The 13,685-nt window shown below is 54.2% G+C and carries 5 protein-coding genes; 1 reads left to right on the top strand and 4 read right to left on the bottom strand.

The annotated features are described in order from the left end of the window. The first annotated feature begins 20 nt into the window (after nucleotides 1-20). On the top strand, nucleotides 21-4,895 hold the full coding sequence (locus tag BLR94_RS19350) for a calcium-binding protein (RefSeq protein WP_090423744.1): 4,875 nt from the start codon (nucleotides 21-23) through the stop codon (nucleotides 4,893-4,895). A gap of 146 nt (nucleotides 4,896-5,041) precedes the next feature. Here the strand turns inward: BLR94_RS19350 and BLR94_RS27690 are convergent, their stop codons facing one another. The 4 genes from BLR94_RS27690 to BLR94_RS19365 all read right to left on the bottom strand — a co-directional run. After that, complete coding sequence (locus tag BLR94_RS27690; protein ID WP_139207477.1) at nucleotides 5,042-12,043, bottom strand: calcium-binding protein; 7,002 nt, start codon at nucleotides 12,041-12,043, stop codon at nucleotides 5,042-5,044. Then, complete coding sequence (locus BLR94_RS27280; RefSeq protein ID WP_139207478.1) at nucleotides 12,027-12,671, bottom strand: hypothetical protein; 645 nt, start codon at nucleotides 12,669-12,671, stop codon at nucleotides 12,027-12,029. The genes BLR94_RS27690 and BLR94_RS27280 overlap by 17 nt, the downstream gene beginning before the upstream one ends. Continuing rightward, nucleotides 12,668-13,057: a hypothetical protein gene (locus BLR94_RS19360; RefSeq protein ID WP_084307540.1), complete on the bottom strand. Its 390-nt coding sequence runs from the start codon at nucleotides 13,055-13,057 to the stop codon at nucleotides 12,668-12,670. The genes BLR94_RS27280 and BLR94_RS19360 overlap by 4 nt, the downstream gene beginning before the upstream one ends. A 285-nt stretch (nucleotides 13,058-13,342) precedes the next feature. Continuing rightward, nucleotides 13,343-13,685, bottom strand: a 343-nt coding sequence (locus tag BLR94_RS19365; RefSeq protein ID WP_139207479.1) for an IS3 family transposase, incomplete at its 5' end; no start/stop codon positions are given.

Raw genomic sequence — 13,685 nt, forward strand, 5'->3', positions numbered from 1 at the left:
GATCCATCAAAGGAGTGGGTATGGATATTCAAGGCACGAACGGTAACGACACACTGGTCGGCAGCGATGTTGCCGACCAGATTCTGGGCCTCGGAGGTGATGACCTTCTGATCGGTGGTGCAGGTTTCGACACGCTATCCGGTGGCCTGGGCAACGATACGTTGCGCGGCGGCCAGGGGGCGGATACCTATCGCTTCGGTCGTGGCAGCGGCCGCGACGTGATCGACGACGCGGGTGGTGACGGCTTCATAAATCGCCTCGAATTCGACGTAGGCATCATGCCGGCGGATGTCAATTGCCGGCGTATCGATAATGACCTGGTACTGAGCCTCGTCAACTCGAATGATCAGGTCATTGTGCGCAATTACTTCTCCAGCACGGGCCTGCCGGAAATCACGGAAATCGTCTTTGCCAACGGCCTCCATTGGCCACCCTACGAAGTAAGGATGAGAGTGGAGAACGCCTCTCAGGGAATGCTTTTGGTGGGCACTTCTGGAGCGGATGTGCTGCTCGGTGGTACCGCAGCAGACACTCTGGAAGGTGGTGCAGGCGATGATCTACTGAACGGCGGGAGCGGCGATGACCTGCTGCTAGGCGGCGACGGCAACGACACATTAGTAAGCGTTCTTGGCTTCGACACCTTGGTGGGCGGCCAGGGCAATGACACTTATCGTCTCGTAGCTGACTGGGGTCAGGTACTCATCGACGAGCAGGCCAGTGGTGGCTTCGATGTAATCGAGCTATTCGATGTGCCGTCGATCAGCATGCAGCTGCAGCGAGTTGGCAATGACCTGATTTTGCTCCGACGTGACACCAGCGACAGAGTCACTATCAGCAACTACTTCGCTACAGGTGCTGACGGCCAAGTTGCCATCAAAGAGATTCGTTTCTCCGACCAGAGCTGGAACCGTACCCACGTTCTCAATCTGCTGAGCGTTGGTACGCCTTATAACGACAACCTGACAGGCACCGATGCACCAGACAATCTGTTCGGAGGCATGGGCGACGACCAGCTCTCTGGCCTGGCCGGCAACGATCGCCTGGAAGGCGGCGCGGGTAATGACACGCTGTACGGTGGTGCGGGCGACGATACCCTAGACGGCGGCGAAGGTAACGACTGGCTCGAGGGGGGCGAAGGCCATGACCAACTAATCGGTGGCATGGGCAACGACACCCTCTATGGTGGTGCAGGCAGCGACACCCTCTACGGCGGCGACGGTGACGACTGGCTCGAGGGGGGCGAAGGCTATGACCAATTAATCGGTGGCATGGGCAACGACACTTATGTAATTGGCCAGAGCTACACCTCCATTGTCGAAAACAATAATGGGGGGATCGATACGGTACGCAGCGGCATGACCCATATGCTTGGCTACGCTGTTGAGAATCTCGTGCTGACCGGCAATGCCCATATCGACGGCAACGGCAACGAGCTGGACAACGAAATCACCGGCAATGCGGGCAACAATCGCCTCAAGGGCGAAACCGGTAACGACCGCCTCCATGGCCTGGACGGTAATGACACACTGGAGGGCGGTGCGGGCAACGACAGCCTTTACGGTGGTTCAGGCGACGACGAACTGATCGGCGGTGATGGTGACGATTGGCTCGATGGCGGAGACGGTCTCAATCGACTGGTTGGCGGGCTGGGTAATGACACCTACATCATTGACCAAGACAGATATTCAATTCATGAATCATCCGACGGCGGAGTGGATACGGTGCGCAGCCGCATCTCCTTCGGCCTGGGTTATGCCCTTGAGAACCTGGCTCTTACCGGTGCCGAGAATATCGACGGTTTCGGGAACGAGCTGAACAATGAAATAGTCGGCAATGCAGGCAACAACAAGCTTGAAGGTCGCGCTGGCAATGACTACCTCGACGGCGGCGCCGGCAACGACCAGCTCAGCGGTGGCGTCGGTAATGACACGTACTTCTTCAGCCGGGGCTGGGGGCAGGACACCATCGCCGATAACGGCAATGGCCTGGATGTCATTCGCTTCGCTACCGGCATCCTGCCGAGCGATATCCAGGCGCTGCATCAGAGCGGAGACCTGATTCTCAACCTTAAAGGTTCGACGGACTCCATCCGCGTGGTCGGCTACTTCCTCAACAACGGTACAGGCAGCAATGCCATCGAGGAAATCCGCTTCGCCAATGGCCAGCTCTGGAGCTTTGGTCAAGTGCGTGCCTTGGCGCTGCGAGGGGAGAACGGAGATGATCTGCTCAACGGCTTCAACAGCGCCGATACGCTGGATGGCGGAGCAGGAAACGACACCCTCAACGGTGCGGAAGGCAACGACCTGCTGATCGGTGGTGCCGGCGATGACGTACTGAATGGCGGTACGGGCAACGACACCTTGCGCGGCGGCCTTGGTAACGACACCTATGTGATCGACTCGCTTGGCGACGTGGTCCAGGAAAACCCCAACGAGGGTATCGATACCATCGAGTCCAGTCTCAGCATTACCAGTGCGCTCAACGCCAACATCGAGAATCTGCGCCTGATTGGCAATGGCAACCTGACCGGCATCGGCAACTCCGCGAACAATCTGATCACCGGCAATCAGGGCGCCAACTACCTGATCGGCAATGCCGGCAACGACACGCTGAGCGGCGAAGGTGGCAATGACACACTCGAAGGTGGCATCGGCAATGATGTTTACCGCTTCGCCCGAGGCTGGGGCGCCGATACGGTGCAGAACTACGAATCCTTCTCGAACGGCCTGGATGCCATCGAGTTCGCTGCGGACATCCAGCCAAGCGACATCCGCACCTCACGAAGTGGGGGCAACCTGGTGCTGAGCCTCAATGGCAGCGCAGACCGCATCACGGTTACCAACTACTTCCAGAACGATGGAGCCACCTCCTTTGCGGTGGACGAGATCCGCTTCGCCAACGGTACCCGCTGGAGTATTTCGACCATCAAAGCCATGGTCCTGCAGGGCACCAGCGGTAACGACATGCTAACCGGCTACGCCAGTGCCGATAGCATCAGCGGCGGTGCCGGTAACGATGTGATCGCTGCTGGCATTGGCGATGATCGCCTGGTGGGCGGCGCGGGCAACGACCAGTTGCAAGGTAGCTCCGGTAATGACCTCTACACGTTCGCCCGAGGCTGGGGCCAGGACGTGATAGAGGACACCGGGGGCGTACTGGATGTCATCGAGTTCGCAGCTGGAATCACGCCCGGCGATATCATCGTCAGCCATGACGGCGACGACCTGCTGCTGAAACTGCTGGGCAGCACCGACAGCATCCGGGTGGTGGATTACTTCGCGGCCGAAGGCACTGGCACCGTGGAGCAGATCCGCTTCGTCGATGGCACCCAGTGGCTGCCAGAGCAGCTCCGATCGCAGGTGCTTCTGGGCGATACAGGTAACGACAACCTGGTTGGGTTCGCCAGTGCAGACCTGCTCAACGGCCAGGCCGGGAACGATAGCCTGTTCGGCTTGGCAGGCAACGACACGCTGTACGGCGGTGCTGGGAACGACCTGCTGGACGGTGGAGATGGCGATGACCTGCTGAGTGGCGATACCGGCGCCGATACGCTGATCGGTGGCGCCGGCAACGACACTCTGAGCGGCGGAGTAGGCAACGACACCTACGTATTCGAGCGAGGCTGGGGTCAGGACACCTTAACCAACTTCGACTCCAGCGCCGGTAAACACGATGCCATCGAATTTGGCATGGGGATATCACCCAGCGATGTCGTCGTCCGAAAGTCCGGATCCGACCTGCAACTGACGATCAAGGACAGCGCTGACCAGATCACCATCACCAATGCACTCACCGGCGGCTGGAGCGCTACGAACATCGTGGATGAGGTCCGCTTCGCCGACGGTACCGTTTGGAGCTCAGAGCAGTTACGTACCCAGTCGATACAAGGCGGTGATGGAAACGACTTCCTGAGCGGATATAACGCTGATGACCTGATTGTCGGCGGCCTGGGAAACGACTCGCTGAGTGCTCTGGGTGGCAACGACACCCTCGATGGCGGGCCTGGCAACGACAACCTGCAGGGCGGTTACGGTAATGACGTGTACTTCTTTGCCCGCGGCTGGGGCCAGGACACAATCGCCGACGTGGATGTGGCCTCCGGCAGTGCCGATGCCATCGTCTTCGGCGAGGGAATTACCCCCGAGGACATCGTATTCAGCCATGCGGATGGCAATCTCAACCTTCAGCTTAAAGGTTCCACCGACAGCATCAGCGTGTATGGCTACTTCCGCTATGACACCCATGTGATCGAGGAAATACGCTTTGCCGACGGGAGTGTCGTGACCTATCAGCAGCTCAGTCAGTCATTCCTGACCGGGGGTGATGGCAACGATATCCGGACTGGCTTCCCTCTGAACGATCTGCTCTCCGGCGGTCTTGGCAATGACACGCTGCGTGGTGTCCACGGCAACGACACCTTGCTGGGCGGCGCGGGAGACGACTGGCTGCATGGAGGATTCGGTGATGATCTGCTTCAGGGCGGTGCCGGGAACGATACCCTCACGGGTGGTGCCGATTCCGACACCTACCTGTTTGGCCGCAGTGACGGTCAGGACACGATCATCAACTCCGAAGCCAGCGCCGACAGCCTGGACACCCTGTTGTTCGGCGAAGACATATCCGTAGAGCAACTCTGGTTCCGCCAGAGTGGCGACAATCTGGATGTCAGTCTGGTCGGTGGCACGGAGCGGGTAACCCTCTCGAACTGGTACAGCGGGAGCGCCTACCAACTCGACCAGTTCAAGTCTGCTGATGGCAAAACGCTGCTGGACAGCCAGGTACAAGGGCTGGTGGATGCGATGGCCGCTTTCGGCGTACCAGCGGGGGCTGAGAGCAATCTCACCACGGCCCAACGAGATGAGCTGAATCTGGTGATCGCTGCCAACTGGCAGTGATCGAATGAATGACTTGGCGAACGATTCGCCAAGTTACCACAAGACGCCGTCTAAGTTATTTGAACAACTAGGCAGCTAAATTCCCAAGCGAAATAGAAAAAGGGCCGTAGCCCCTGCCAAAGCAGGAGCTACGGCCCTTTTCGGTTTTACTGCCAGTTAGCAGCTATAGCGACATTGAGTTGATCTCTCTGAGCTTGCGTCAGATTGATCTCGCCTCCAGCAGGTGCGCCGAAAGCAGCCATGGCGTTGACGAGGTTATCGACCTGGTTGGCATAAAGGGAGGAACTGCCAGCCTGGATGATATCCAACTGCTGATTCGAGTTCGCGTACCAATTCTGGACGGTAACACTATCTTCAGCTCCCATAACATCGATCACCAAGTTAGAGCCTTGGCGGGAGAACCACAGACTATCGTGGTTGATATCTTCGAATCGTAATATGTCGGTTTCTGCCTCTGCAGCCACAGATAGGTTGTTGATCACGTCACCTCCATCACCATTGCCGACTATGTACGTGTCATTACCAAGACCGCCATTAAGCAGATCGTCCCCTGCCATACCTCGGAGAATGTTGTCGCCACTATTACCGAGCAACTCATTATCCCAGTCATTACCCGTACCATCAATTGCAGAGCTGCCAACCAGGCTCAGATTTTCTAGGTTGTCACCTAGCGTCCAACTGACGGTACTAATGATCTGATCAATACCTTCGTCAGGATACTCAGTTACTACATCACCTGCCTGATCAACTACATAAACATCGTTACCTTGGCCGCCGTAGAGAGTGTCTGCACCCAACCCGCCGTCAAGCACATCATGTCCTTCGCCCGCCTCAATCAAGTCATCACCCTCTCCACCAGAAACATTGTCATCGCCATTTCCTGCAAAGATGTAATCACCCCACTTTGTCCCTGCTAGAAGATCAGGTTCATCAGTACCCTCTACATAGTTCAACTGCGAACTTAAGAGCAACTCATACTGAACTACAGACCCACCCGGATAAGTGGCATTAATAATAACGTGCTCAAGTTGATCCAGCGCTTCAAAGGCACCAGAAACACGGCCAGTAGATGGATCAAAATGCAACCACTGAGGCAATTGCTCATCATTATCTAAAACAGCAGTTAACTCAGGCAAAAAACCATTATCATCAAGTGAAATCGGTACAAAATATTCCCAAGGCATTCCGACGCTGGCGACAATTTCAGCTAGCAAATTTTCAGAATTAAAAGCAGGCAAGTTGATTCCAAGCTTTTCTGGAACATAGTCCTCTATAACAATACGCCCCTGGAGAGTTTGAATTTCGAGATCAGCCGACTCGCTATTTAAGTGTAAACTAAATACGCCATCCCTAGACAACCAATAATTTTCCTGCCAAGCGACAAGGTTAGACTTATCGAGCTTTACATCGTCAATGAAAATTGCGCCCACTCCATCGACATCACGTATTCGGGTTACATTACGTGAATCATAATCCCCATTATTACTGTAGATGTAATAGGTATCCGCCCCCAGCCCCCCTTCTAGGATATCGTAGCCCTGGCTGCCATATAAAAGATCGTCACCACCTCCGCCAATTAGGTAGTCATCCCCCTCACCGGAGTACAAAGTGTCATTGCCGAACATGCCCTGCAACGGAAAATATCCATCACCTTGCCCTACCGCATCACTGACACGAAGTTCCTGCCCTTGAGTTGATATATCAGGAACATCCCCCATACCAAAATAATCCAGTAGTTGCTTCTGCGTTAAAATTGAGCCATCACCAAGCTGGTAAAGCTCTACACCAGAGCCTTGCGGACTATCAGAGGATGGCATCACAACCCGAATTACCTGACCGTCACCTAGATTGATATCAAGAGTGACTAGAACTCGCAGCGACCGATGAGTAGGCTCACCAAAGCTGTTGTAAAATACTTCATTACTCCCATCCGCCTGAAACCATTCAGGCTTACCGGCGTTCACCTGAGCCAGCACCTGCCCCCACGCGAGGGTAACACTTTCTAATGTTGCTGTTTGCGGCAGCACTATCTTATCTAGCTTCGCGGCCTCTGATGTCTCTAGGTATGTATATCCACCCTCACCATTAAAATCGGTATTAGATGGCAAAGGAAAATCATTAACGATGTCAACGCCGTCACCGGAGTAAAAGACATAAGTGTCCGCCCCTCCTCCGCCCATTAATAGGTCGTTTCCTGTGCCGCCTATTAAATAATCAGCTTCGTATGAGCCCAAAAGAGTATCTTCACCTGCACCGCCCGAGAAATAGACACCCATATTTTTCGTCTCGAGACTACCGGGGTATCCAATCATGAGATCACTCCCCGAGCCGGCTCGAATAATTTGCCCCCGCCCAACTCTATAGGTACGCCCCTGATCATCTCCATTGATCACTTTGTATACCGTATCGTCCCATGACCAATATTTAGAATATGCGATAACAGTTGATGGCAATCCCGAGACCTGCCCCTCACCTTGCCCCTGACTCGGCTCAATGATGACGCCTACAAGCTTATTCGGCTCCTCAGACGAATAAACAGGTGTGTATGAACCTTGCGTGCCATATCCAACTCCCTGATTGGCGGAGAGCTTCTGCATATCACTGGCAGAAACATAGATAGCCCCTCCCCCAAGAGAAAACAAGCCTCCTGAAGAAACGCTATGAATAGATTTAGTTGTCGCAACATATTCATCACGCTGAGCAGAGGTTTGAATTATGGTGGAAAAATAAGCCCCCTCATATTCAAACATTGGCTCATCGGATACGGAAAACTCTTTAAATACCGCGCCGTAGGCGCCATCCGACTCCCAACTTTTCTCTCTGCGGTAATAATGGAAGTAGCCATCGTTCTCAAGCTCCCCCCCATTTTCTTCATGTTGAGTAGCAAACGCTGCCTGGACTTGTTGCTTGAACTTGTTCTCCCAAAAAGTGATATCCATTGAACTGTTTTCGGAAAGTTCGAAGAGAAACGCGTCCATAGATTGACTGCGGCCATCATCGTCAGCCACTTCCCAGACAACAGAGGCTGAGTAATAACTTTCGATACGTAGGCTGTGGCTACCATCTTTGTATTCAATCAGTAAATCATTGCCCTCCCTCCTGCTCTGAAGATCCGCTAGGGCGATGTCGCGAGATAATTTCAAGACTGAATACTCGCCATCATCATCTCGAATGAGGTCGTGACCTGATCCGGCAGAAAATAGATAAGTATCTACACCCGCCCCGCCCTCTAATGTATCGTCTCCCGCCCCACCAGATAACGTGTCATTGCCCTCCGAACCAACCAGCCAATCTTGGCCGCCTCCGCCAGACAGGCCGTCATCGCCACCGCCGCCAAGCAAAGTATCATTGCCAGTACCGCCAACAAGCGTGTCATTACCTGCATCTCCCTGCAGGTGATCATCGCCGGAGCCACCGGCAATACTGTCGTCACCAGCACCCCCGAATAAGGTATCGTTACCTCCATTACCATACAGGTGATCATTTCCGCCTGCAGCATCTATCAGGTCATGCCCTAGAGATCCAGAAAGAATATCTCCTGCGTCACTCCCCTGTAACTGCCCGCCAGACTCCGGTGCAAAAAGAGTAAGCCCACCTACTTCAGCTAGCATTGTGCTCAACGGTAGTGTTGATCCGTCATGAAAATAAAAATCAGAAATGGCGCCAGCCATGCCATTCTCAATATATATGGTGCCGCCCTCATAGCTGACGGTGAGATAACTAACACCCTCAGAATTATATGCCTTCCCGATATTCAAGGACTCACTTACAACTCCTTCGCCAAAGGTGACCGAATTGATCCCTCCCTTATCTGTTAGGAAGTCCACGCCGTCACCTTTAGAGAAAAAGTAACGGTCATTCCCGCCCCCTCCCTCAAGCGTGTCATCGCCGCTACCACCCTCGAAAAAGTTCTCTCCGTCCTCGTCCTTCAGGTAATCAGCATCGGCGCCGCCCTTTAACGTATCGTTTCCTACACCGCCCCAGAGGTTATCCAGTCCTTCTCCACCATCGAGGTAGTCATCACCATTGCCTCCAAGCAGGTTATCGTTTCCTGCCCCGCCATCTAGCCAGTCATTGCCCGTGAGTGAAGACACCTGATCCAAACTCAGGTGATCCTCACCCGCCAGCCAATCATTACCCTCACCGCCATATAGGGTGTCGTCACCGCCCATGCCAAGCAGCACGTCACTATCCGCCCCGCCATCGAGGAAATCATTGCCGTGATAGTGAGCTGGCGTGGTGCGATCATCACCAATTAACGTATCGTTACCTTGGTTGCCGTACAGTCGATCACTTCCACCATTACCATATATTTGATCGTTGCCCTGACCACCAATCAGTAAATCATCTCCATGCAGATCGCCTGGCAAGCGTGCGCTTGGGAACGCCTCAGACATGCCATCAAATCCATCCCCATGCAGGGTGTCATTACCCTCTCCACCATTTAGCGTGTCATTGCCTTCACCACCCAGCAGAAAATCGTGTCCTCCATTGCCTTCCAGGTAGTCATTACCAGCATAGCCATCGACGATATCGTTACCCTCGCCAGCGAAAACAACATCGTTTCCGGCCTGGTTTCGTGGGGCAGGACTCACGAAGCTTGAAACAGTGACGACGGGTTGTTGATCCTGTCCAATCGCGACGTTGCGGACTTGGAAGTAAGGGGTATTCTGCAGTCCCCAAGTGGTAGTATCAGCCAGGATGATATCGTCACCATCTCCACCCAAAATGGTATCCGAGCCAGCCCCGCCGAAAAGCCCATCATTACCGCCAGAGCCAACCAATAGGTCATCACCGTCACGCCCATCGAGCCAGTCGCCTGTTATGCCTCCGTTAGGGCCGACGGCACTGGGCGGGCCGTATTCATCGATTTCATACGCATATATGCGGTCATTGCCTGAGCCTCCAAACAAGCGGTCGCTGCCGGCCCCACCCACGATGGTGTCGTTGCCCCCTTGGTTGTCGTCATAATTTACCCAGTCATTACCGCTCAGGCCGAGGATCAGCTCATCACCAGCTGTACCGGCCAAGTAATCGATTTCAAGAGTGCCACTGACGAGGCCTGCATGACTTGGGACTTCTGTGACTTCGGTCTCCTCAAGACGTAGCCCTAGCGCTCCCACCACGTAGTTGCGGATCAGGATGCTGTCACCCTGCCCGTACAGCACTAACAGATCGGAGCCGGAGCGCAGGAATTTGATTTTGCCGTCATCGCTATGCCAGCTATCGGCGTCAGGAGCCCAGCGCTGCGCTAAGGTGTAATGCACCCCATCTATCCACAACCCGCCCAGCCCATCAGCATCGATCAGCGTGTCGTGACCATCGCCGGTTGAGAACTCATAGCGATCATTGTCAGTTCCGCCAATCAACGTATCGTTACCGGCACCGCCGATCAGGATGTCATTGCCGCTGTCACCTTCGAGGTAGTCGTTGCCAGCTTCGCCTTTGAGGGTGTCGTTGCCGCCGCCGCCGTAGAATCGGTGCCCCGCCAGGGAACCCTGTGGCGACTCGATGAGGTCGGCATCGTTCTTACCGAAAATGATCTGCGAAACATCCCCCACCTCGTGGATGTGCATAATCTGCCCCGTGGCCCGATCCTCCAGCAACAGCCCCCGGTCGCCATCGGCTAGGGGAATCTGCGGATCGGTAACACCGTCGATCAATGCCAGTTCCGACTTCCAATGCAGCAGTTCCGCCCGATCACGTAGCCATTCGGGGGTCAGCTCGCCCTGGCCCGTTGCCGGATCGTACAGATCCAGAGCACCCTCTATGTTGTGTGCGTCGTAGTCCAGGCCGAGCAATGAGAAGGAGTTGAGCGCCTGCAGCGCATAGCGATAGGCCAGCCCTCTGGGCGTATCCTCGAGGGCGCTATCGGCAAACGAACTCGTCTCGACGATGCGCAACCCCTCATAGGCGGGTTTCAATTCGGGTTCGAGCGCAGTTGGATCGACGAGTAACTCCTCGTATATGGCCGACAGACGCGCATAAAATGCCTCCCGATCATTAATGCCGACGGAAGTGCCCGCACCGAGAAGATCGCCCACCGCGTTGAGCACGCCTTCAAGGCTATGGCTGGCCACGTTCGCGGCCGCTTCAAGCAGATGCGTGACATAGGGAACCGCTATGGCACCATCGATGACGTTCAGCAAACGATAGATCGCCAGGCTGTCCGTCATCTGCGCGGAGCCATGTCCCAGCGTATGACCATGCCACGGATCCTGCTCGATGAAGATCGCATCATGTCCGCCCTGCTGCACCAATCCGAAAACCTGGTTCTGGGTCACGAACTCCGGCATCTTGTCGCCATAAAGATTGAGGATTCGCTGCGGATCGAACTCATCCAAGCCGCCGAGCAGGCCGAACAGATTACGCACATTGAGCTCGGCGTCTGCGCCCACCCCGGAAATCACCCCGGTCATGAACCCCGCGCCATTGATAGTCAGCGCCTCGATGCCGGGAACCAGCCGGGTCAAGGCGGCCGATAGATGTCCGCCCAGGGAATGACCGGTCACGCCACTGAGCAGATCGGCCGTCAACGGCGTATCGAGTACACCGGAAAAATCTGGATCATCCGTCCCCAATGATACGACTTCGATAGTACGCACACGCTCGCCGAAAGGGCCATTGTCGATAATGATGTCGGTACGGGAATACAACCATGCCAGATAGGTGTTTGCGGTCATGTTCAGGGTCGGGATGAACTGTCCCGTCTTCGCCATGGCCAGATAGGCGGTTTCCTGCTCAAGGGTTACCAACTGAGCACCGGTAAATGCCTGCCCCTTCGGCGTGGTCAATTGCCCCCAGTAGTTCCATAGGTCAACGATCTGGTCGATAGCCAGGCCGTCCACCACGATATCCGAGCCGTCGGTGACCACCAGATCCTGAAAACCGGCCGTTCCGCGAATGGCCAGGACATAGGGTTGTTCGGCATTCGGATTCTTGCTCTTGAACAGCGTCGCGGAAAAGCCGGACTCCGTATCGGGTTGGTGGTGGATGATGTTCCAGCGTTGCAGGAAGGCGTCGGTTTGAGACTCAGCAAAGCCAGAATCAATCAGTGACTCTCGTACTGTTTTTTCCGAGTCAAATAATGCATACGCAGCTTCAGCCAACTCAGCCATGTTGGCTGTAAATTCAACGTCCATTGTCATTTCCCACACCTCGACCAAGTTTGATTAATTCTTTCCCATTTCGCGCATCGAGCACAAAGTAATTCTGGCCAGACTCATCCACGCAATCATTACCACCAATCACCAACCAGATCTTGAAATCTCTAACAGTGGCATGACCAAGCGAAAAAGCACTTTCGTTAATTTTCTCAAATTGCACAGCGCGAGAAAGTTCATCACCACTACGTGCATCCACCAACAGCCTCTCAGTACGCCTTAGTAACCCTCCGCTATATCTCGCTTGCTTTATAGTTTCCCCATAAACCAATTCTGAATACCATATACGCTGACGCTGATCAGAAAATCGCTCTATCGGCCTTATGTAGTCATCACCCCACAACTGCCCGACTGCGCCTGGATTTTCCTTAATCCACTGCTCGGGACTTTTATATACCCAGGCTCCCGCTTCAGTTGCGCAATAGTACTTATACATCACATAGACAGGTATCCAGTCCCAAAACACCAGGTTATACATGATCAAAGCGGCAAACCAGCCACCAACCCAACCTTTCCCATAACGTCTCCTACTAACCCGGTAGGACTTACTGACCACTAAAACTGAAATAAGCCCATAGGCCAAAAAAAATGCCAGGTAAGCCAGGGCAATCATGCCACTCGCTCCAAAATCTGGGTTTCAACTACTCGTCCGCCGGGAAAGTGATACAGGACATGCGCTAAACTTTTGATCTGTCTTACGGCCAGGACATAGGGCTGTTCGGCATTCGGATCCTTGCTCTTGAACAGCGTCGCGGAGAAGGCGGACTCCATATCGGGTTGGTGGTTGATGATGTCCCAGCGTTGCAGGAAGGCGTCGGCCTGAAAAGAGGAGAAGCCTGTGTTGGGATCTTTGGGCTCATCCTCCTTATGGCCGATACGCTCAAGCGCAGTTTTCAGATCATCAAAATCAAACGAGCCATCAGGCCTGCGTGCTTCTTCAAAATCGGCATAGCTTGCATCTGCAAGCTCCGCGTGTACCGCTGCACTCAGCATGCTCATTGTTCACTCTCCTTGAACATAGAAACAAACTCATTAAATATGACTCTCTCCACCTTTCTGGATGGCTCACATGACGGCTTGTACATCCAGAACTTCAACTCTTAACTCCCCCATCCTACAGGTGAAAAACTAGTTCTAAAATCCACATACATTGCAAGTAGAGTATTTTTCTACATTGACAATAGATTCCTGAACCCCTACAATCTTGAACGCATGACGTATGCAGCGAGAGTCTCTGCCAAATCGCTCATTTATAATTTTTCGTTCTGAATCGCCCCGGCTTTCCTAGACACTTTCCAAGCTCTGGAAATAGCGCTTTTCAAAATCCACTGGCGATAGCTGCATAGCGCTGCTGTGCCGGCGTTTAGGGTTATAAAACATCTCGATGTAATCGAACACATCAGCGCGTGCTTCTTCACGAGTGCCGTAGGTTTTCCGCCTGATGCGTTCGCGCTTCAGCAGTTGGAAAAAGCTCTCTGCCACGGCGTTGTCGTGACAGTTACCGCGCCGGCTCATGCTACTGATTAGGTTGTTGGCCTTGAGGAAACTTTGCCAGTCCAGGCTGCTGAACTGGCTGCCCTGGTCTGAGTGGATCATCACTTCCTGCTTGGGTTTGCGCCGCCACACA

This window comes from Phytopseudomonas flavescens (assembly GCF_900100535.1).
GTDB lineage: Bacteria > Pseudomonadota > Gammaproteobacteria > Pseudomonadales > Pseudomonadaceae > Aquipseudomonas > Aquipseudomonas flavescens.

Excerpts from the sequence above, each read along its gene's own strand:
- BLR94_RS19350 (WP_090423744.1), top strand. The coding sequence starts at position 21 with ATGGATATTCAAGGCACGAACGGTAACGACACACTGGTCGGCAGCGAT.
- BLR94_RS27690 (WP_139207477.1), bottom strand. The coding sequence starts at position 12,043 with ATGACAATGGACGTTGAATTTACAGCCAACATGGCTGAGTTGGCTGAA.
- BLR94_RS27280 (WP_139207478.1), bottom strand. The coding sequence starts at position 12,671 with ATGATTGCCCTGGCTTACCTGGCATTTTTTTTGGCCTATGGGCTTATT.
- BLR94_RS19360 (WP_084307540.1), bottom strand. The coding sequence starts at position 13,057 with ATGAGCATGCTGAGTGCAGCGGTACACGCGGAGCTTGCAGATGCAAGC.